We start from the raw sequence: 21,621 nt of genomic DNA, 5'->3' as shown, positions 1-21,621 counted from the left end.
TGAGGGTCGGGCGGGAGCCTCGGCGCCACTCGCCCCCCGAACCCTCACCCGCCCTGTCGGGCATCCTCTTCCGGCGGGAGAGGGAACAAAGCGAGAGATCCATGCATCCCAAACCCAACGCCTTGCCCTGGCTGCTGCTCTCCCTGCTGGTGATCGCCCTGGACCAGCTGAGCAAGTTCTGGGCGTTGCACGCCTTGCAGCCGGCGGGCATGCCGCATCCGGTGATCCCGGGTTTCCTCAACTGGACGCTGGCCTTCAACACCGGCGCGGCGTTCAGCTTCCTGGCCGAAAGCAATGGCTGGCAGCGCTGGTTCTTCGTCGCGCTGGCGCTGCTGATCAGCGGCGCCCTGGTGGTATGGCTGGCGCGGACCCCGCGGCGCGACTGGCGTACCGCATTGCCGTTGGCGTTCGTCGTCGGCGGCGCGCTGGGCAATCTGGTCGATCGCCTGCACGCAGCCCAGGTGACCGACTTCATCCAGGTCTACTACCGCCAATGGAGCTATCCGGTCTTCAACGTGGCTGACTGCGGCATCACGGTGGGCGCGGTGCTCCTGATCCTGTTCGGCATGAGGAGCGGGAAGGGCGCGGGCGACGTGCGATAATCGCGGGATGTCCATGGATATCCTCCTTGCCAATCCCCGCGGCTTCTGCGCCGGCGTCGACCGTGCCATCGCCATCGTCGAGCGCGCGCTGGAGTCCTATGGCGCGCCGATCTACGTGCGCCACGAGGTGGTGCACAACCGCTACGTGGTGGAGAAGCTGCGTGCCGACGGCGCCATCTTCGTCGAGGAACTGCACGAGGTGCCCGACGGCGCCACGGTGATCTTCAGCGCGCACGGCGTATCGCAGGCGGTGCGCGAGGAAGCGGCCGGGCGCGGGCTCAAGGTATTCGACGCCACCTGTCCGCTGGTCACCAAGGTGCACATGGAGGTGGCACGGCTCGGACGGATCGGGCGCAGCGTGGTGCTGATCGGCCATGCCGGCCACCCCGAGGTCGAGGGCACCATGGGCCAGTGGAACGGCGCCAACAGCGGCGAGATCCTGCTGGTGGAATCGGTCGAGGACGTCGCCGGGCTGGCTCCGCGTTTCGCGCACCAGTTGTCCTACGTCACCCAGACAACGCTTTCGGTGGACGACACCAAGGCGATCATCGCCGCGCTGCGCGAGCGCTTTCCCGATATCGAGGGGCCGCGCAAGGACGACATCTGCTACGCCACGCAGAACCGCCAGGACGCCGTGCGCCGGTTGGCCGAGGCGGTCGATCTGGTGCTGGTGGTGGGCTCGGTCAACAGCTCCAACTCCAACCGCCTGCGCGAGCTGGCCGAAAAACAGGGCGTGCGCGCGTATCTCATCGACGGCGCGGAGCACATCGAGCGCAGCTGGCTCGATGGCGTGTCCCGCATCGGCCTCACCGCGGGCGCCTCAGCCCCGGACAAGCTCGTGCGCGATGTCATCGCCAGGCTGCAGTCCTGGGGCGCGGGCCCGGTGCGCGAACTGGAGGGCGAGGCCGAAACCATCACCTTCGCGCTGCCTCGCGAGCTGCGCCTGGACGGCGGCAACGTTCCCGCCAGCCTCTGATCCCCATCAGCAACGAAAAAGGCCCGCGCGAGCGGGCCTTTTTCGTTGCGACTGGTGCCGGAAATAGGATTCGAACCTACGACCTACGCATTACGAATGCGCCGCTCTACCAACTGAGCTATTCCGGCAAAGAGGCGGAAATTCTACGGATCGGGCGCGGCGCACGCAAGCGCGCCCGGCGTGGCAAGCTTGAGGCCGGAGCGGTTGGCGCAGGGATCGACAGGGGCGCCGCCCGCTACAGTTTCGAGGTCTCCGGCCGCTAAGGGAACGCACGCTGCCAGAGCTCGCCAGGGAAGGGCGCCCACCGGATTCCTGATCTTGCCCATACCGACGCCTCGAGCAACGCTGACGCTGCGATTCGTGTCGATGTTGTTGTTGTGCGTCCTGCTGGGACGCGCGTTCGCGACCGTGCCTCCGGGCAAGGCGGAGGCGTTCGATCAGCTTGCCGGCCAGCTGGAGCGTGGCGAGATCGCGCCTGACAACCAGGCGGACATGCTCAAGGTGCTCCAGCAGGTGAAAGGCCTGGTGCCTCCGGGCGACGCGCGCCGCGAGCTGCGCTACCGCTACCTGTTCTGCATCCTGGGCATGGACGCTTCGCCCGCCGAAGGCATCGCCTATGCCGACCAGGGCTTGGCCGACGCCAGGCGGATCGGCTACGTGGAAGCCGAGGTCAACTTCCATTTCTGTCGCGGCTCCAACCAGGAGTCGCTTACCACGTCGCGCGATGCGCTGGTCGACTACGACGCCGGCATCGCACTGGCCCGGCGCCACGAGAACACGCGCCTGGTCGCCGACGGCCTGACCTGGCGCGGCAGCGTGCAGTCCCTGCTGGGCGAGCACGCCCTGGCGCTGGTGGATTTCCTGGAGGCGCAGAAGTTCTACGAGACCAGCGGCGCGCCAATCGAAAGCGAGCAGAACCTGTTCAACATCGCGGTGGCCTACCGGCGGCTGGGCGAATCAGCGCAGGCGCGCGACTACCTGGACAAGCTGTTGGCCCTGGGCGAGCAGCGCCACGACCGGGCGCAGCAGCTCGCCGCCCACATGCAACTGGGTTTCCTCGATAGCGACGTGGGCGAGCAGGCGTCCGCCGAAAGCCATCTGCACAAGGCCCTGGCGCTCGCCAGGGCGGTCGAGAACCGTTCTCAGGAAGCCGGCATCCACCTGGGGCTGGCGCAGGTGGACAACCAGCAGGGGCGCTATGCCCAGGCGCTGGAGGAGCTGGCCCTGGCGCAGCCCGGGTTCGCGCGCACGGGCGACCGTTCCAACCGCGACATGGTCTTGCTGCAGACCGCCAAGGCCCATGCGGGCCTGGGCCTGCACGACCAGGCGATCGCCGAGTACGCCCAGGCCGAGACGCTGCTCCAGCAGAGCGGCAACCTGCGTTACCTGGCCGAACTGCTCGATGCGCGTGCGCGCAGCTACCAGGCGCTGAACCGTCTGGAGCCGGAAGTGACGGATCTGCGCCGCCTGGTGAAGGTACGCGAGGCGCTCGACCGCAAGGCGCATTCGGACAATGCCACACTGATGAACTACCAGTTCCAGACCGCCCAGCGCGACCAGGAAAGCCGCCGCCTGGCCGCCGACCGCGCACTGAAGGAACAGCAACTGCAGTCGCTGGAGCACGTGCGCCGCTGGCAGCGGGTGGCGCTGGTGCTGGGCGGAGTGCTGATCCTCATGCTGCTGTGGCTCGCGGCCCGCCAGTTTCGCCGCTCGCGCAAGCTGCACAGGCTGGCGATGACCGATCCGCTCACCGGCATCGCCAACCGCCGCCACATCGAGGAGTTGGCGAGGCGCGCGCTGGGCGATGCCCGCGCGCAGGGCGAGTCGCTGTGCGTGCTGGTACTGGACGTGGACCACTTCAAGTCGGTGAACGATGCCTTCGGCCACGCGGTGGGCGACCAGGTGCTGGTGCGCATCGCGCAGGCCTGCAGGCAGGTGCTGCGGCGCTTCGACCTGCTGGGCCGGATGGGCGGCGAGGAGTTCCTGATCGTGCTGCCGGACACCTCGCTGGACGTGGCCCTGCAGATTGCCGAGCGACTGCGGCGCAAGCTCGAATCGCTGCCACTGGGCAATCTCGCTCCGGGCCTCGAGGTCACCGCCAGCGTTGGCGCGGCCGAAGCCGACCACGAGTCCGATGACCTGCCCGAGTTGATCCGCCGTGCCGACACGGCGATGTATCGAGCCAAGGACGCCGGCCGCAACCGAGTCGAAACCCTGGCGGCACGGGCCAGCGTAGTGTGACGCGCGCCACGGCCGGCTGAGGCTCCGCTACCGCTAGTCGGGGAAAAGCCACCTTTCGTCTGCCCACGTCTGGCAGGCCGCGCCGCACTGCCTATGCTGGCGGCGGCGTGATCCGGGAGGGGGCCGAATGAACCGTTACGCACCGTGCTACCAGCGCGGCGTCTCGCTGATCGAGGTATTGGTGGCCGTGCTGATCTTCAGCGTGGGCATGATCGGCATGGCGGGTCTGCTGGTGATGGCGACGCGCTCCAACCACACCGCCTACCAGCGTACCCAGGTGACCTTTCTGGCCGGCGCAATGGCCGATCGCATGCGCGCCAATCCCGTGGGCGTGTGGAACGGAAGCTACAACGGCGCATATCCGGTCACAGGCAATATCGATTGCCAGACCAGCGCCTGTTCGCCGCTGCTGCTGGCGCAGCGCGACCGGCAGCTCTGGAGCAGCATGCTGACCACCCTGCTGCCCAACGCCGGTGCCGCGATCAGTTGCCAGGAGGCCAACACCCTCAGCTATACGGTTTCTGCCGACCAGATCAACCGCCGCCCTCCCTACGGTGGGCATTGCGCGCTGACCATTACCTGGAACGAGCGCAAGGCTGGCGACACCGCCAACCGCGACACCGCCGCCCAGACCTATGCCTGGGAGTTCCAGCCATGATGGTGCGTTCGTTCACGGCGCGCGGCGTCACGCTGATCGAGCTCATGGTGGCGATGGTGCTCGGCCTGCTGGTCGCCGCCGGGATCGTCACCGTGTTCCTTTCCACCTCCAGCAGCAATCGTGCGCAGAACCAGTTGGCGCAACTACAGGAGGATGGGCGGTTTGCGATCACCCGCATCACCCAGGATTTGCGCCACGCCAACGGGCTCTACTGCAGCAACACCGGTGGCGTGGCCAGCAGCGGTGGCAGTGGCCTTTACATGGATGGGCTGCGGGCCCCCAAGATCTATGCAGTCAATCTGCTCGGTGCATTGAGCGACGTGACGACGCAATGGGGCGCCAACGGCTATCCCGCACAACCGACGGCGCCCTACTACCTTCCCGCATTCCTCTCCATGCGTGGATACGGATGTGGCAAGAGCACCTGCACACCCGATCTTCCTTCCTCGGTGGCGCCAGCCATGGGAAAGGCGGTAGGGGCGCGCGTGGTCGGCGCATCGGTGGTGACCATGCGCTATCTCGACAGCTCGCGCGGCTGGGCCATTGGGGCAGGCAACACCAGCGTCATGGCCGACAGCAAGGGTGCTGTTACCAGTGTGGCGATCAAGCCGGCGTCCGGTGAGCCTGCGATCAGCGAGTTCGGTGCAAATGACCTGGCCATGCTGGCCGACTGCTCCAATGCGCAGGTCTTCGCCGTCGATGTGAGCGGCGGCGGACTGCTTACCCCGCGTATCGCCGCCAATTTCGCCGACACCACACCGACCAGCCAGCAACCCCAATCGGCGCTCAAGCTGTTCGACTTCAATACGGATCTTCTGACGGTGAGCTATTTCCTGCAGGTAGTCGACAACGGCGATGGCCAGACCACAGGGGCGCTCATGCGCCGGCAAAACGGGCAAACCCAGGAACTGGTGCGTGGAGTGGAGCGCCTGGATTTCCTCTATGGCGTGGAGGACAACAACGGCAACACCCAATTCCTCACCGCCTCCCAAGTGGACAACAGGATGGGCAATGCGATCGGCTGCCCCACTTCTGTGCTGGCTGCGGACGGCAGTGTGTCCGTCAACCCGGCGGGGTGCCTGTGGCGTGCGGTCAAAAGCATCGATGTGCGCCTGCTGATGAGTGGCCAGGCGCAGTTGCCGACACTGACCAGCACCGATACGAGCTACCTGTACACGGCTGACGGCAATACCGCGCCGCTACCCCTCACGGATGCCGGCCATGCGATCAAGCCGAATGACCAGGGTTTTGCGGCTGGCACGATCCGTCGCGAGTTCAACGCCCTCGTTTCGCTGCGCAACTACAACCCCTGATTTCGGGCGCCGCGGGCGTAAGCCTCCGGTGCCGCCATTGTCGAACGGAGCCATCCATGCCCGCCCAGCCTGTCCGAGCGCTGTTGCGTGTCCCCCGTCGCCAGCAGGGCGTCGTGCTGGTGATGGCGCTGATCTTTCTTCTGCTGCTGACCGTCCTGGCGATCAGCGCTTCGGGTCGCTCGTTGCTGCAGGAGCGCATGGTGGGCGGTCTGCGGAACAACCAGCAGGCACAAATGGGGGCCGAGGCCGCCCTCCGTGGAGGGGAGTGGCTGCTGTGGAGCCTGCCAGCCCGCGGCCTGCACCTCGACTGTCCCGGTACTCAATTGACCACCTGTTACGTCTTCAACGCCGATAGCCCCAATCCCGATGTTGTGCGCTTTCGCAGTGATGCTGGTTGGCCTGCAGCCAACGACTCGTGGGCTGGAGCCGAATATCAGGGCGATGCCAACGGATTCAGTTATATGGCGCCGATGAACGGGAGCACCTTGAGTGCTGCGCAACAGAAGCTCGCAGCGCTGACGAACAATCCCCGCTTCGTTATCGAGCGCCTTGGGCAGGAAACGCCTCCGGGCGTCGGCAATCAGATCGAGGGTGGCGTGACGGCCGCCTACGGCAGCAGCTCGACACCCTCGACTTCACTTTGGCTCTGGCGGGTCACGGCGCGTGCCCAGGGTGGTAACCCCAATACCGTGCGTGTGCTGGAAAGCACCTACGCCGCGCCTGTCAACAACTGAGAGAGGCGATCGACATGCGTAGCGCAACCGGTACTCGTGAGCGCCTGGCCACCGGCCTGGGCAGTCTAGTGCTCGGCCTCTGCGTCGGTTTCTCGGCCACGGCCATGGCAGGAACTGTGGATCTATCTGCCAAGCCACCGGAAGCCACGACCACCGTGGCGCCGAACCTGGTGCTGACCTTTGACGACTCCGGCTCGATGAATTGGCATCACTCACCCGACCAGCGACCCTACATTGACAATAAATGGTGGACCACCAGCACCACCGACCAGAGCCAGACCGTCGCCGCCAACCGGACGTTTTCGAGTAGCGGAGCGCCCTTTCTCTGTGCGGGCGTGATCACTGCCGGCATCACCGACACCAACGATCCCCGTTCATGGAGCATGAACGGCGTCTATTTCAATCCCGACAATACGTACGATCCACCGTTGAAGGCGGACGGCAGCCCCATGCCGCAATCCTCATACACAGCGGCATGGGACAACGGAATCGAGATAAACCGTCCCAACTCGCCGGCAGGCGTGGTGACGTCGGGCAATTCGGCGAATACGCGCAGCCTGGCCAGCGTCAGCTTCTGCGGAAACAATGGCGCGGGCTACTACAAATACACACGAGCCGCGTCCACGCTTCCGGTCGGCGCTGATGGCCAGCTGACCTCGGCGGCCGTGGGCAACCTGTACGCCAACAAAAGTGGCGATTGGGTGTGGGTTTCGCTTACGAGCTCCCAGGACCAGCAGAACTTTGCCAACTGGTACTCCTACTACCGCACGCGCACGATGGCGGCCGTGACGTCCATATCGCGCGCGTTCGCTCCCTTCAACAAGAACGTCCGTGTCGCCTGGCAGAACATCAACTCCAACCAGCTGAGCAACAGTACGAAGATCTACAAGTTCGTGGATAACAGCACCACGAGCAACGTGCGCACCGGTTTCTACAACTGGTTGTTCAACATGACCGCCAATGGCGGTACGCCCAACCGTTCGGCCGCCATGCGCGTGGGTACGTATTTCACCAACCGGACGGGGGCGACCGACAACAACCCCTATTGGGATCGTGACGTCGGCAAGGAGCTCATCTGCCGCCAGAACTTCCACGTCCAGATGACGGACGGCATGTGGAACAGCGATACCCCATCGGCGCTTTCGATCAACGACCGGACGTCGACCACGCTGCCGGACGGCCGATCTTTCTCGATCAGTGATGCAGAGAGCAAGGCGGTCTGGAACGAAGCGACCAATAGCGTGGTGACGATGGCGGATATTGCGTTCTATTACTGGTCGCAGGATCTCCAGGCGGGCGTGACCGGAACCAGTCTCTTTGCCACAACGGCGAACCGCCGCAAGGTGTCGCCCTCGATCGTCGATACCTCGACCGGCCTTTTCGGCAAGCCGTTGGCCGCGAACAGCGACCCGCGCGACAACAAGGAAATCTACTGGAACCCGACCAACGATCCCGCGACCTGGCCGCATCTGGTCCAGTACATGATCGGTTTTGGCGCCTCGGGCACCCTGGCCAACAACGACGCCACTTACACCAGCCTGCGCAAGGGCGCGACCGCGTGGCCGGTGCCGGTGGTGGGCGCCGATGACGGCAAGAAGATCGACGACATGTGGCACGCGGCCCTCAACAGTCGTGGCCAGTTCTTCGCAGCGAGCAACCCGGCGGACCTGGTGTCCGCCCTGACCAAAATCATCAGCAGCATCGTTGCGCGGAGCACCACCTCCGTGGCGGGAAGCCTCAGTACCTCTGTATTGAGCACCGCGGCGATGACCTACAAAGCCGGATACGACACCAACGACTGGAGCGGTTCGGTGGCTGCCTATGGTGTGAAAGCCGATGGAACGGTGGGCGGCATGCTTTGGAGTGGTGGCGATCTGCTGGACGCACGCGCCAAGGGCACCGATTCGCGGGTCATCCTTACGAGCACCGCCGCAGGAGTGGGCAAGGGAGCGGCGTTTACAGGGGCCACCGTGGTCAACGCCATCAATGGGGTCGATCCCGCGTTCGGAACCAGCACGGCAGGCGCCGACCGGCTGGCATGGTTGCGCGGCAACCAGTCGAAGGAGGGCATCAGCTTCCGCCAGCGCAATCACATGCTCGGTGCGGTGATGAACGCACAGGTGTTGTATGTCGCGCAGCCGGCGAGCGGCTATCGCGACAGCTGGCCTCTCAGCTCCAAGGAGGCAGCGGCCGCGCAAGCGAATAAGGGCTACGCCAAGTTCCAGCAGGACCACGCCAAGCGTGCGCCGACGATTTACGTGGGAGCCAACGACGGCATGCTGCATGCCTTCGACGCTACCAGGGCGTCTACTGATCCGGGCACGGTCGACGTGACGCCCTCGCCGGGTGCCGAGCGGTGGGCCTATGTGCCCTATTCGGTGTACGGCCGGCTTGCAGGTTGGTCATCGTTGAACAACTTCAGCTTCCAGCCCTCGGTCGACGGGACACCCGTGAGTCGAGACGTCTTCTTCGGACTTAACGGCAAGAGCGAGTGGCATACCCTCCTGGTCGGTGGCTTGCGCTACGGTGGCCGTGGCGTCTACGCGCTGGACATCACCGATGCGCCGGCCAGCCAGTCCACGCCGGATAGCAAGGTGCTGTGGGAGTTCAATAACACCAGCACGGGCGGCGCCAACCTGGGATATACCTACGGGCGGCCAAACATCGGCAGGCTCGCAAGCGGCCAATGGGTCGTCCTGGTGCCCGGCGGCTATTTTCCCAACGAGGAAAGCGTGGACTGCACCAAGTCGGCAAACAGCGGCAATCCGGTGTGCAACAAGTTCAGCTCGTTGTTCGTGCTCGATGCCCAGACAGGAGCGCTGCTGAAGGAGATCAAGACGCCGACCACGGCCAGCGGGATTGCGGGCACCGTCGAAAGCTACGGTTTGACCACGCCAGTGATGGGCGACTATCAGGGTGACCAGATCGAGGACGTAGCCTTTGCGGGTGACCTGCAAGGAAACATCTGGCGGTTTGACCTCACAGGCGACTCAAGCAACTGGAAGGCGGAACTGTTCTTCCGCTCGTCCAACCCCGGCGATCGGCCCGTCACAGTGATGCCCAGGCTGTTCCCCGACCCGATCGGCGGCGGGTTGGTGGTGGTCTTCGGCACCGGCAAGTACCTGGCCGGAACCGATAACGTGATCGACAGCAATACCAAGCAACAGGCGGTCTATGGCATCCGTGACAACGGACAGGCTGGCCAGGCGCCGGTGGTGGAAGGCACGACACCGCTGGTCGAGCAAACGCTTTCCGAAACGGGCACCATCCGCGGCCTGACCAACAATGCAGTGCCGCTCAAAAACGCCCAGGGCGCTGCCATCCGCGGCTGGTATTTCAACCTCTACGTTAACAACGGGAGCAGCCAGGCGAACAAGGGCGAGCGCGTTGTCGTTGACGCCACGGCATTGTTCGATACCAATCGCGCGATCATCACCACACTGATCCCACAGGACAACGACCCGTGTGATCCTGCGCCTCGAGGGGCGGTGATAGTGATAGACGCGGCCACGGGCGGCGCAGCACCCGGAGTGAATTTCGGCGCGGTCGCAAACTGGCCGGACGGTTACAAGCAGGCAGGTGCTCTGGTCAAGAATCCTCCCACAGGCGGATTCCTCCCGGTGGCATCCGCCGTGGGTGGTGGCCAGATCTACCTGCCTGGCGTGACCTTGCAGCAGGACGGGAGCACGTTCAGCGCCGGTGCTCCCATCTGGCGCCGTCGCTCGTGGCGGGAGTTGAGCAATGACTAGGAGGAGTGGCTGCATGGCGCGCAAACGTGGCTTTACCCTCATAGAACTGATGGTCGTGGTGGCCATCGTTGCCATCATTGCTGCCATCGCCGTACCTGCCTATGGACGCTACGCGTACCGCGCGCGGCGTGCCGACGGACAGGAACTGCTGCTGCGTATTGCCAACGCACAAGAGCGCTACTACTCCACGTACAACACCTACGGCGATCTGAAGACCATCGGCTACGCGGGCACTGCGACCGCCAACTCGGAGAAGCAGTACTACCAGGCTACGGCGGCGCAGGGAGCCAGCGGCGACTGGCAGAGCTTCATCGTCACGGCAAAGGCCATGGAGGCGCAGGCCAAGGACGCATGTGGTGACCTGTCGATCGACAACACCGGCACGAAAAAGCCGCCGTCGACCGACGCCTCCAAAAACGCCAACGGCAAGTGCTGGTGATGCGGCCATGATCACTTCCAGGCGCGTCCGTGGTGTCACCCTGGTAGAGTTGATGGTCGCGGTCGGTGTGCTGGCCGTACTGCTGGCCGTTGCCGTGCCCAGTTACCGTGGTGTGATCAAACGCAACCAGGTCAGCGCGGCGAGCAATGCTCTGCTGGCTGACTTGTCATATGCCCGCAGCGAGGCTGTGACGCGCGGCACGATCGTGTCGGTGTGCCCAAGTACGGATGGCATCCATTGCGACAGCAATACGGCCTACAAGTCGGGCTGGATGATCTATGCCTACAAGCCTGGCAAGGGCAAGGCCGACACGGCGTACGACAGTGCGTCGACCGACAACTCCCTGCTGAGGTACACGACCGCGCGTGCGGGTGTATCGATCCTGGCCGCGGATGCCAAGGCCGTCAGCCTCGGCCCTCAAGGCCAATTCAAGAGCTCGGGTAGCGGGACGGCTGCGCGGACGAGCACGCGATTTGCGGTGTGCTCGCTTGCCAAGGAAACCGACAGCACGGGCCAGAGCACGGCGGCCATACCGGGTGTGCTCCTTTCCCTTGGCGGCTCGGGCAGCGTCAGCAGCACGCCGCTGGGGAATAGCGCCAGTTGCTCGCCCTGATTGAGGACGTAGAGGCAGGCGCCAGGCATGTAGCGGGCAGATGCTTAGCGCTGCGCAGGCAAAAAAAACGGCCGAAGCCGTTTTTTTTATATGCGTGGTGGGCGATGCAAGGATCGAACTTGCGACACCTGCCGTGTGAAGGCAGTGCTCTACCGCTGAGCTAATCGCCCGCCGGGAGCGCGCAACTATACGGAGGCGGTGGCGGAAGGTCAATGGGTGCGGCGGTGACACATGCCGTTGAGTAGAATGCGCGCCTTCCCGGCACGGCCAATCCCATGGGCATCTTTCCGCACATCATCGAATCCATCCAGCGTTTCCAGCTCACGCCATGGAAACTGGTGGGGTTTGCCGGCACCTTCATGTTCACCAGCCGCTGGTTCGTGCAGCTGTACTACACGCGCAAGCACAAGCGGGTGGTGATGCCACTATCGTTCTGGTGGCTGTCGGTGTTCGGCAGCGCGCTGTTGCTGGCCTACTTCGTCGTGGGCAAGAACGATTCGGTGGGCATCCTTTCCAACTTTTTCCCGGTGTTCGTGTCGGTCTACAACCTCATCGTGCACCTGCGTCATCGCAGGGACAGCGCGACCGGCGACGAAGTCTGACCGCCCTGTACCTTGCCTTCCCTGGGCATATTCCGCACAAGCGGGGAGCCCACGCCGGTTTCCCGATCTGCGGCGCCCAGCCTTGCGGGCACGACATCTTGATATGCAGCCGGTCGTTCAGTCCGGGTCGTAGTCCAAATTGGAGGCGAGCCAGCGCTCGGCTTCGGCGCGGCTCCAGCCCTTGCGGCTGGCGTAATCGTCGACCTGTTCGCGGGTGAGGCGACCGACCACGAAATACTGGCTGTCCGGGTGCGAGAAATACCAGCCCGAGACTGCCGCCGCCGGATACATCGAGAAACCCTCGGTGAGTTCGATGCCGGCGTTGGCGGTGGCATCGAGCAGGCGGAAGAGGGTGGTCTTCTCGGTGTGGTCGGGGCAGGCAGGGTAGCCGGGGGCGGGGCGGATGCCCTGGTACTTCTCCGCGATGAGCGCTTCGTTGTCCAAGGTTTCATTCGGCACGTAGCCCCAGAACTCGCGGCGCACGCGTTCGTGCATGCGCTCGGCGAAAGCTTCGGCAAGGCGATCGGCCAGGGCTTTGAGGATGATCGACGAATAGTCGTCGTGGTCGGCGCGGAAGCGTTCCAGATGCGGCTCTATCCCCAGGCCTGCGGTGACGGCGAAGCCACCGATCCAGTCGCGCTTGCCGTATTCCTTCGGCGCGACGAAGTCGGCCAGGCAGAGGTTGGGTCGTTCGATGGGCTTGTCGGCCTGCTGGCGCAGGTGATGGAGCCTAACCGTACCGCCATCGGCCTGGATTTCGACATCGTCCATTACGTTGGCAGCAGGCCAGAAGCCGATCACGGCGCGGGCGGTAAGCCATTTTTCTGCGACGATGCGATCCAGCATCGCCTGGGCGTCTGCGAAGAGCTCGCTCGCCTGGGGGCCGACCACTTCGTCGGCGAGGATTGCCGGGTAGTGGCCGGCCAGTTCCCAGGCCTGGAAGAACGGCGTCCAGTCGATGTAGCGGCGCAGTTCCCCCAGGTCGTAGTCGTCGAACACGGTGAGGCCCGGCTTGGCCGGCTGCGGTGGCTCGTAGTTCGTCCAGTCGCAGGTGAAGCGGTGTGCGCGGGCCTTGTCCATCGGCACCAGCTGTTTGCCGGGGCCACGGTGTCGGTGGCGCTCGCGAATCTCCGCATACTCGGCGCGGATCTTCGCCATGAAGCCGTCGACCAGCTCCTTGCTGACCAGCGATTGCGCCACGCCGACCGCACGCGAGGCGTCCTTCACCCATACGCAGGGCGACTTGTAGTGCGGCTCGATCTTGAGCGCGGTGTGCGCACGCGAGGTGGTGGCGCCGCCGATCAGCAGCGGCACGGTGAACCCCTGGCGCTGCATCTCGCGGGCGACGTGGCCCATTTCCTCCAGCGAGGGCGTGATCAGCCCGGACAGGCCGATCATGTCGGCCTGCTCGGCGATGGCGGTCTCCAGGATCTTCTGCGCGGGCACCATCACGCCCAGATCGACCACCTCGAAATTGTTGCAGCGGAGCACCACCCCGACGATGTTCTTGCCGATGTCGTGCACGTCGCCCTTGACCGTGGCCATCACGATCTTGCCGTTGTTCTTGCCGACGTCGCCGGTGCGCGCCTTTTCGGCCTCGATGTAGGGCAGCAGGTAGGCCACCGCCTTCTTCATCACGCGCGCGGACTTGACCACCTGCGGCAGGAACATCTTGCCGGCGCCGAACAGATCGCCGACGACGTTCATGCCGTCCATCAGGGGACCCTCGATGACATCGAGCGGACGCGCGCATTGCTGGCGCGCTTCCTCGGTGTCCTCGACCACGAACTGGTCGATGCCGTGGACCAGCGCGTGGCTGAGCCTCTCGCGCACGGGCTTCTCGCGCCAGGCGAGGTTCTCGGTGACGGCCTCGCCCTTCTTCTTCTTGTAGTTGTCGGCTATCTCGAGCAGGCGCTCGGTGGCATCGGGACGGCGGTTGAGCACCACGTCCTCCACGCGTTCACGCAGCGTGGGGTCGAGGTCGTCGTAGATCGCCAGCGCGCCAGCGTTGACGATGCCCATGTCCATGCCCGCCTTGATGGCGTGATAGAGGAACACCGAATGGATCGCCTCGCGCACCGTGTCGTTGCCGCGGAAGGAGAACGACACGTTGGAGACACCGCCGGAGACATGGCTGGCCGGGAAGCGCTTCTTCAGTTCGAGGGTGGCCTCGATGAAGTCCACCGCGTAGTTGTTGTGCTCCTCGATGCCGGTGGCGATGGCGAAGATATTGGGATCGAAGATGATGTCTTCGGGCGGAAAGTCGAGCTGTTCGGTAAGCAACCTGTAGGCGCGCGAGCAGATCTCGATCTTGCGCTCGGCGGTGTCGGCCTGGCCTTCTTCGTCGAAGGCCATCACTACGGCGGCGGCGCCGTACTGGCGCACCTTGCGCGCGTGCTCAAGAAACGCTTCCTCGCCTTCCTTCATCGAGATCGAGTTGACGATGCCCTTGCCCTGCAGACAGCGCAGGCCGGCCTCGATCACGCTCCACTTGGAGGAGTCGACCATCACCGGCACGCGGGCGATGTCCGGTTCGGCAGCGATCAGGTTGAGGAAGCGCACCATGGCCGCTTCCGAATCGATCAGGCCTTCGTCCATGTTGACGTCGATGATCTGCGCGCCGTTGGCGACCTGCTGGCGCGCCACTTCCACGGCTTCCTCGTAGCGATCTTCCTTGATCAGCTTCTTGAACTGCGCCGAGCCGGTGACGTTGGTGCGCTCGCCGACGTTGACGAACAACAGGTCCGGGGTGATGACCAGCGGCTCGAGGCCGGCGAGGCGGGTATGGCGGATGGTGGTCATGGGCAACGAAACTTGGTGATGAAGGCTCCCTCTCCCCCGGGCAGGGCCGGGGGGAGAGGGCTCAGGCGTGCGGGTATGAGAATGCTCATGCAGCGTGCGCGACCGAAGGCAACCGACGAGGCGCACAGCCACGCACCGCTTCAGCGATCGCCGCGATATGTGCCGGTGTCGTGCCGCAGCAGCCGCCGACCAGGTTCAGCAGGCCATCGCGGGCGAACCCGCCGATCACCGCGGCCATCTGCGCTGGCGTCTCGTCGTACTCGGCGAAGGCGTTGGGCAGGCCCGCGTTGGGATGGGTGCTGACGTAGCAGTCGGCGATCTCGGCCAGGGTCTGCACGTGCGGCCGCAGGTCGGCCGCGCCGAGCGCACAGTTGAGGCCCACGGCCAGCGGCCGGGCATGGCTGACCGAGTAGTAGAAGGCTTCGGCCGTCTGGCCCGAGAGCGTGCGGCCGGAACGATCGGTGATGGTGCCGGAGATCATCACCGGCACGCGCGCGCCGCGCTGGCGGAACAGCTCGGACAGCGCGAACAGGGCGGCCTTCGCGTTGAGCGTGTCGAATATGGTCTCCACCATCACCACGTCCGCGCCGCCATCGACCAGGCCGGCGGCCGACTCGGCGTAGTTCGCCGCCAGTTCCTCGAAGGTGACGTTGCGAAAGCCCGGATCGTTGACGTCCGGCGACAGCGAGGCCGTGCGGCTGGTCGGGCCGAGGACGCCGATGGCGAATCGCGGCTTGTCCGGCGTTTTCGCCGTGTAGGCGTCGCAGGCCAGGCGCGCCAGCCGGGCGCCTTCCCGGTTCAGCTCGTAGGCCAGGTGCTGGAGGTGGTAGTCGGCCTGGCTGATGCGGGTGGAGTTGAAGGTATTGGTTTCGACCAGGTCGGCGCCGGCCTCGAGATAGGCCTCGTGCACGCCGCCGATCAGCTCCGGTCGGGTGAGCGTTAGCAGGTCGTTGTTGCCCTTGAGGTCGCAGCCGCCGGGATGGGCGTGGTCGTGCTGGCTGTCGTGGCCGTGGGTGAAGCGCTCGCCGCGAAAGCCTGCTTCGTCCAGCGCGTGCCCTTGCAGCATGGTGCCCATGGCGCCGTCGAGGATCAGGATGCGCTCGCGCAGTGCCCGTTCGAGCTGGGCGACGCGGTCGGGATGGAGCCAGGGCAGGGTGGTCATGTCGTTCTTCCAACGGTTCGGGCGTGGGGCGGCTTGCCCATCGGCCCTTCGGACACTTTCTCCCGCAGGGGAGAGGATTCGGGTTCAGGGCTTTCGGGCGAGCAGGCTGATGACTTCGAAGTGCGGCGCCTTGCGCTCGCGGCTCAGGCGGACGCAACTGGATACGGTCAACCCGGCGTCGGTGGCGAAGCGGGAGAGTTCGTCCGCGGCGAAGCCGAGATTGCGATGATCGAACGGCTCGACGACCGCGCGGTGGGCGTGCTTGCCCAGCGTCACCGCCAGCAGCCGGCCGCCGCTGCGCAACAGGCGCGCGGCCTCGGCCACGGCCTGGGCAGGGTGCTCGGCGTAGGTCAGCGCGTGCAGCATCAGCACCAGGTCGAAGCGGCGCCTGCCCAGGTCCAGCGCATGCATGTCGCCCTGGCGCACTTCGACGTTGCCGAAGGCTTTCAGGCGCTGGGCGGCAGCGGCGGCCACGCGTTCGCTGGAGTCGACGCAGACGATCGAGCGCGCATGGGGCGCCAATAGCTCGGCGGTGACGCCATCGCCCGAGGCGATGTCCAGTACGTCGCCCGTTTCGAGCAACTGCAGCAGGGAGCGGGCGAGGGTTTCCCAGGTGCGGCCGGGCGAGTAGTGGCGCTCCATGTCGCCGGCGACGGTGTCGGCCCAGCCTTCCTCGCGGGCGCGGTTGGCGAGCACCGCCGGCAGTCGTGCGGCATCCTCGCGCAGCAGCGCGTCGTCGATGCTTTCGCGTAGCGAGTGCAGCAGCGCGTGCTGGTGCGAATCGCCCTCGTTGTTGGCGCGGTAATAGGCGGACACACCGGCGCGACGGTCGCGCACCAACTCGGCCTCCTTGAGCTTGGCCAGGTGCGTGGACACGCGCGGCTGCGCCAGGTGCAGCACCTGCGCCAGTTCGGCCACGGTCAGTTCCTCGTGTTCCAGCAAGGCGAGCAGGCGCACGCGGGTCGGATCGGCCAGCAGGCGCAGGACGCCGGAGGCGGTCGCCAGATCCATTTCCATCCTTTTATCGCGATGCGAAGATGGATAGGCTAGGCGGCGATGCCATGGTCGTCAAGGGTGGCGCTCATGGCGCGGGAGCGCGAGTCCGTTCCGCCCTACGGGGGCGCATGCCGATCCGCTAAACTAGCGGGCTTCGCCCAGCCTTGGAGCCGCCCATGGATTTCCGTTTTACCGAAGACCAGCTCTCGATCCAGTCCATCGCCCGCGATTTCGCGCAAAAGCGCATCGCGCCGGTGGCGGCCGAGCTGGACGCCAAGGGCCAGTTCCCGCTCGAGAACATCCAGGAAATGGGCCAGCTCGGCCTGATGGGCATCGAGGTGCCGACCGAGTACGGCGGTGCCGGCATGGACCCGATCGCCTACGTGCTGGCGATGATCGAGATCGCCGCGGCGGACGCCGCTACCTCGACCATCATGTCGGTCAACAATTCGCTGTTCTGCAACGGCATCCTCAAGCACGGCACCGAGGAGCAGAAGCAGACCTACGTGCGCGCGATCGCCTCGGGCGAGGCCATCGGCGCCTATGCGCTGACCGAGCCGCAGTCCGGCTCCGACGCCTCCAACATGCACACCCGCGCGGTGAAGAACGCCGACGGCGACTGGGTGATCAACGGCAAGAAGAGCTGGATCACCTCAGGTCCCGTAGCGCGCTACATCGTGCTGTTCGCGATCACCACGCCGGGCATCGGCGCCAGGGGCGTGTCGGCGTTCATCATCGACACCAAGCGCCCGGGCTTCCATGCCGGCAAGACCGAGCCGAAACTCGGTATTCGCGCATCCGCTACCTGCGAGATCGAATTCAACGACTACGTCTGTCCGAAGGAGAACATGCTCGGGCAGGAGGGCAAGGGCTTCGCCATCGCCATGGGCGTGCTGGACGCCGGTCGCATCGGCATCGCATCGCAGGCGGTTGGCATCGCCCGCGCGGCCTACGAGGCCACGCTGCAGTGGTCGCGCGACCGCAAGGCGTTCGGTTCGCCGATCGGCACGTTCCAGATGACCCAGGCCAAGATCGCCGACATGAAGTGCAAGCTCGATGCGGCCACCCTGCTGACCCTGCGCGCCGCATGGGCCAAGGGCGAGGCGGAGAAGAACGGCGGGCGCTTCGGCACCGAGGCGGCGATCGCCAAGCTGACCGCGTCGGAGGCGGCGATGTGGATCAGCCACCAGGCCGTGCAGATCCATGGCGGCATGGGCTACTCCAAGGAGATGCCGCTGGAGCGCTACTTCCGCGATGCCAAGATCACCGAGATCTACGAAGGCACCAGCGAGATCCAGCGCATCGTGATCGCCCGCAACGAGACGGGTTTGCGTTGATCTCCTGCTTGCTTTTGGAGGGGCGGAGGTTCGCGGGAGGGCACGCCATTAGGCCGTGATCCCCGCTTTCGCCGGAACGAAGGTCAGTTGCACGCCTTGTCAAGGACACAAGCAAAAGCCCGGGCCATCGCCCGGGCTTTTGCTTTGTGGTGCGGGGCGAGCCCCGGCCCTTCACCCCGATCCTTGATAAGTAACGGGGGACAGGAAGCGTTGTCGGCTAGTGCCCGCGACGCGGATCGGAGTCGAAGGTGTGCGGACCTTCGAGGCCGGGCCTGGCCGGGCCGTCGCCGTCGAGCTTGTCGCCCAGCAGGCGGCGCACCACCACGTAGAAGACCGGGATCAGCAGCACGCCCAGGAAAGTGGCGAACAGCATGCCGCCGATCACGCCGGTACCGATCGCATGGCGGGCGTTGGCGCCAGCGCCGGATGAAATGAACAGCGGAAACACGCCCAGGATGAATGCCAGCGAGGTCATCAGGATCGGCCGCAGTCGCAGGCGCGCCGCTTCGATCACGCCGGCACGCAGCGTCTGGCCATGGGCCTGCTGCTCCACCGCGAACTCCACGATCAGGATCGCGTTCTTCGCCGCCAGGCCGATCACCGTGATCAGACCGACCTTGAAGTAGATGTCGTTGGGCAGCCCGCGCAGCAGGGTGAACACCACCGCGCCGAGCAGGCCCAGCGGCAGCACCAGCAGCACCGACACAGGAATCGACCAGCTCTCGTAGAGCGCGGCCAGCGCCAGGAACACGATCACGATCGACAGCACCATCAGCAGCGTGGCGGCGTTGCCCGAAAGGATCTCCTGGTAGGACTGGCCGGTCCAGTCGAAGCCGTAGCCCTTGGGCAGATCGTTGGTGACGATCTTCTCCATCTCGTTCATCGCCTCGCCCGAGGCGTGCCCGGGGGCGGGCGAGCCGACGATCTCCACCGCGGCGTAGCCGTTGTATCGGGTCAGCGAAGGCGAACCCATCCGCCAGTCCGCATGCACCACGTTCGACAGCGGGATCATGTCGGGTGTGCCGGCACTGGTGGTCTGCGTGCTGCTAGGCGTGAAGAAGTGCTGCAGCGCATCCGGGCTCATGCGGTAGGAGGCGTCGGCCTGCATGATCACGCGCTTGACGCGGCCGCCGTAGGTGAAGTCGTTGACATAAACGGGCGCCAGCATCAGTCCGATCGCGTTGTAGATGTCGCCCACCGACAGGCCCATCGACTGCGCCTGCACGCGGTCCACGTCCAGGTGCAGCTGCGGCGAATCCTCCAGCGCATTGGGCCGCACGCCGGTCAGCAGCGAATCCTGGCTGGCCTTGCCCAGCAGCATGTTGCGAGCCTGGGTCAGCGCGTCGCGGCCGGCGCCGCTACGGTCTTGCAGGTACATGTCGAAACCGCCGAACTGGCCCAGGCCCTGCACCGTAGGGATGTTCACCACGAAGATGCGTGCGTCATGGATCTGGAACAGCTCACCATTGGCGCGCTGGATGAACTCAGCCGCGGTGTCCTTGCGGTCGGCCCAATCCTTGAGCTTGATGAACGCCATGCCCGCGTTCTCGCCCGAACCGATGAAGCTGAAGCCGGCCACCTGCAGCACGGTATCGACCGAGGGATCCTTCTTCAGGATCTTCAGCATCTGGCCCATCACCTCTTCGGTGCGCTGCTTGGTGGCGCCCGGCGGCAACTGGATCACCGACATCGCGTAGCCCTGGTCTTCCTCCGGCAGGAAGCTGCCGGGCAGGCGGGTGTAGAGAAAGCCCGCCAGCACCGCAACCAGCACGAACACGAACATCCAGCGCGGCGCGTGCCGCACGGCACCCCCGACGTGGCCGGTATAGGTGCGCGTGGTCCAGTCGAAGAACTGATTGAACTTGCGGAAGACCACGTTCTTCTTCTTGTGGTGTTCCGGCTGCAGGAAGCTCGCGCACAGCGCCGGCGTGAAGGACAGCGCCAGGAAGGCCGAGAATGCCATCGACACCGCGATGGTCAACGCGAACTGCTTGTAGATGATGCCCGAGGCGCCCGGCTGCAGCGCCGAGGGCACGAACACGGCCGTCAGCACCACGGTGATCGCCACCACGGCGCCGGTGATCTGGCCCATCGCCTTGCGCGTGGCTTCCTTCGGCGCGAGGTTCTCTTCGGTCATGATGCGTTCGACGTTCTCGATCACCACGATCGCGTCGTCCACCACGATGCCGATGGCCAGCACCATGCCGAACAGGGTCAGCTGGTTGATCGTGAAGCCGAGCACCAGCATCCCTAAGAACGTGCCCAGCAGGGCCACCGGGATGACCAGCGTCGGGATGATCGTGGCGCGGATGTTCTGCAGGAACAGCCACATCACGAGGAAGACCAGGATGATGGCCTCGATCAGCGTGTGCACCACCTCGTCGATGGAGATCCTCACGAACGAGGTGCTGTCGTACGGGCTGAACCAGCTCACGCCCGGCGGAAAGCTGGGAGCGAGCTCGTCCATCTTGCCGCGCACCGCGGTGGCCACGTTGAGCGCGTTGGCGCCGGGCAGCAGCTGGATGGCGAAGGCGCCGATCGGCTTGCCGTCGACGGTGGTGTCGAAGCCGTAGTTGCCTGGGCCGAAGCTGATACGCGCCACGTCGCCGAGCTTGACCGTAGTGCCGTCCGGGTTGGCGCGCAGGATGATGCCGGCGAACTGGTCGGGGCTGGTGAAGCGGCCCTCGGTCGATACCGTTGCCGTGAAGCCCTGGCCGGGCAGGGCCGGATCTGCGCCGATCGAACCGGCGGCGAACTGCACGTTCTGCGCCTTGATCGCGTTCAGCACCTGGGTGGCCGACAGGCTGTAGCCCTGCAGCTTGTCCGGGTTGAGCCAGATGCGCATGGCGTACTCGGATCCGAACTGCTGGGTGCTGCCCACGCCGGGTACGCGCGAGATCTGGTCGAGCACCTGCGAGCCGACGATGTCGCTCAGCCGGTCGCGGTCGATGTTCGGGTTGTCGGACTTCAGCGCTACGACCATCAGGAAGCCGGCGTTGGCCTTGGCCACCACCACGCCTTGCTGGGTCACTTCCGAGGGCAGGCGCGGCGTGGCCAATGCGACCTTGTTCTGCACCTGCACCTGCGCGATGTCCGGGTCGGTGCCGCTTTCGAAGGTCAGCGTGATGCTGGCGCGGCCGCTGGAGCTGGAGGAGGAGCTGAAGTACAGCAGGTGATCGATGCCGGTCAGCTGCTGCTCGATCACCTGGGTGACGGTTTTCTCGGTGGTCTCGGCGCTGGCGCCGGGGTAGGAGGCGTTCACCGTCACCGCAGGCGGCGCGATGTTCGGGTAGGACTCCACGCCCAGGTTGAGGATGGCCAGCACGCCGCCAAGTGAGATGAGGATCGCCACCACCCACGCGAAGATCGGGCGGTCGATGAAAAAACTCGGCATGGT

Annotated in this window: 15 protein-coding genes and 2 tRNA genes; 11 read left to right on the top strand and 6 right to left on the bottom strand. The window is 65.3% G+C overall.

Annotation, left to right across the window (positions count from 1 at the left end; translation table 11 throughout):
* Nucleotides 1-101: 101 nt before the first annotated feature.
* A complete protein-coding gene (gene lspA / locus VGU65_RS14040; protein ID WP_327476719.1) occupies nucleotides 102-602 on the top strand; it encodes a signal peptidase II in 501 nt (166 codons plus the stop codon).
* A gap of 13 nt (nucleotides 603-615) precedes the next feature.
* Nucleotides 616-1,578, top strand: coding sequence for a 4-hydroxy-3-methylbut-2-enyl diphosphate reductase (gene ispH / locus VGU65_RS14035; RefSeq protein ID WP_327476717.1), 963 nt, complete (start codon nucleotides 616-618; stop codon nucleotides 1,576-1,578).
* A 52-nt stretch (nucleotides 1,579-1,630) separates the two neighbouring features.
* Here ispH and VGU65_RS14030 read toward each other — a convergent pair.
* Nucleotides 1,631-1,706, bottom strand: a tRNA-Thr gene (locus tag VGU65_RS14030).
* 190 nt (nucleotides 1,707-1,896) lie between these two features.
* Between VGU65_RS14030 and VGU65_RS14025 the strand changes: the two genes are divergently transcribed.
* The 7 genes from VGU65_RS14025 to VGU65_RS13995 all read left to right on the top strand — a co-directional run bounded on the left by VGU65_RS14025 (nucleotide 1,897) and on the right by VGU65_RS13995 (nucleotide 11,325).
* Nucleotides 1,897-3,819 (top strand): diguanylate cyclase, encoded by a 1,923-nt coding sequence (locus VGU65_RS14025; RefSeq protein ID WP_327476715.1) that lies wholly within the window; start codon nucleotides 1,897-1,899, stop codon nucleotides 3,817-3,819.
* A gap of 127 nt (nucleotides 3,820-3,946) precedes the next feature.
* On the top strand, nucleotides 3,947-4,477 hold the full coding sequence (gene pilV, locus VGU65_RS14020) for a type IV pilus modification protein PilV (RefSeq protein ID WP_327476713.1): 531 nt from the start codon (nucleotides 3,947-3,949) through the stop codon (nucleotides 4,475-4,477).
* Entirely contained in the window at nucleotides 4,474-5,790 is a 1,317-nt protein-coding gene (locus VGU65_RS14015; RefSeq protein ID WP_327476711.1) for a PilW family protein, read from the top strand. Before pilV ends, VGU65_RS14015 begins: the two co-directional genes overlap by 4 nt.
* A 56-nt stretch (nucleotides 5,791-5,846) precedes the next feature.
* Nucleotides 5,847-6,524, top strand: coding sequence for a pilus assembly PilX family protein (locus VGU65_RS14010; protein ID WP_327476709.1), 678 nt, complete (start codon nucleotides 5,847-5,849; stop codon nucleotides 6,522-6,524).
* Nucleotides 6,525-6,538: 14 nt separating this feature from the next.
* Complete coding sequence (locus tag VGU65_RS14005; protein WP_327476707.1) at nucleotides 6,539-10,273, top strand: pilus assembly protein; 3,735 nt, start codon at nucleotides 6,539-6,541, stop codon at nucleotides 10,271-10,273.
* 13 nt (nucleotides 10,274-10,286) lie between these two features.
* Nucleotides 10,287-10,712, top strand: coding sequence for a type IV pilin protein (locus VGU65_RS14000; RefSeq protein ID WP_327476705.1), 426 nt, complete (start codon nucleotides 10,287-10,289; stop codon nucleotides 10,710-10,712).
* A 7-nt stretch (nucleotides 10,713-10,719) separates the two neighbouring features.
* The gene (locus tag VGU65_RS13995; RefSeq protein ID WP_327476703.1) at nucleotides 10,720-11,325 is read left to right on the top strand and encodes a GspH/FimT family pseudopilin; all 606 of its coding nucleotides are present in this window, start codon (nucleotides 10,720-10,722) and stop codon (nucleotides 11,323-11,325) included.
* A 95-nt stretch (nucleotides 11,326-11,420) separates the two neighbouring features.
* On the opposite strand, the gene VGU65_RS13990 is transcribed toward VGU65_RS13995, so the two are convergent.
* A tRNA-Val gene (locus tag VGU65_RS13990) sits at nucleotides 11,421-11,495 on the bottom strand.
* Between the two features lie 105 nt (nucleotides 11,496-11,600).
* On the opposite strand from VGU65_RS13990, the gene VGU65_RS13985 reads away from it, so the two are divergent.
* Nucleotides 11,601-11,927: a lipid-A-disaccharide synthase N-terminal domain-containing protein gene (locus VGU65_RS13985; RefSeq protein WP_327476701.1), complete on the top strand. Its 327-nt coding sequence runs from the start codon at nucleotides 11,601-11,603 to the stop codon at nucleotides 11,925-11,927.
* A gap of 117 nt (nucleotides 11,928-12,044) precedes the next feature.
* On the opposite strand, the gene metH is transcribed toward VGU65_RS13985, so the two are convergent.
* From metH to VGU65_RS13970, 3 genes are all read right to left on the bottom strand, one after another.
* Nucleotides 12,045-14,729 (bottom strand): methionine synthase, encoded by a 2,685-nt coding sequence (gene metH / locus VGU65_RS13980; RefSeq protein ID WP_327476699.1) that lies wholly within the window; start codon nucleotides 14,727-14,729, stop codon nucleotides 12,045-12,047.
* An 85-nt stretch (nucleotides 14,730-14,814) separates the two neighbouring features.
* On the bottom strand, nucleotides 14,815-15,891 hold the full coding sequence (locus tag VGU65_RS13975; protein ID WP_327476697.1) for a homocysteine S-methyltransferase family protein: 1,077 nt from the start codon (nucleotides 15,889-15,891) through the stop codon (nucleotides 14,815-14,817).
* Nucleotides 15,892-15,975: 84 nt separating this feature from the next.
* Entirely contained in the window at nucleotides 15,976-16,902 is a 927-nt protein-coding gene (locus VGU65_RS13970; RefSeq protein WP_327476695.1) for an ArsR/SmtB family transcription factor, read from the bottom strand.
* Nucleotides 16,903-17,063: 161 nt separating this feature from the next.
* On the opposite strand from VGU65_RS13970, the gene VGU65_RS13965 reads away from it, so the two are divergent.
* Nucleotides 17,064-18,224 carry an acyl-CoA dehydrogenase family protein gene (locus tag VGU65_RS13965; RefSeq protein ID WP_327476693.1) on the top strand — a complete coding sequence of 387 codons (1,161 nt, stop codon included), beginning with the start codon at nucleotides 17,064-17,066 and terminating at the stop codon, nucleotides 18,222-18,224.
* Nucleotides 18,225-18,441: 217 nt separating this feature from the next.
* Here the strand turns inward: VGU65_RS13965 and VGU65_RS13960 are convergent, their stop codons facing one another.
* Nucleotides 18,442-21,618, bottom strand: a complete 3,177-nt coding sequence (locus tag VGU65_RS13960; protein WP_327476691.1) for a multidrug efflux RND transporter permease subunit — start codon at nucleotides 21,616-21,618, stop codon at nucleotides 18,442-18,444.
* Nucleotides 21,619-21,621: the final 3 nt, after the last annotated feature.

It is taken from the genome of Frateuria sp. (assembly GCF_035943815.1).
GTDB lineage: Bacteria > Pseudomonadota > Gammaproteobacteria > Xanthomonadales > Rhodanobacteraceae > Frateuria_A.
This window is presented reverse-complemented; position numbering and strand designations above follow the sequence as displayed.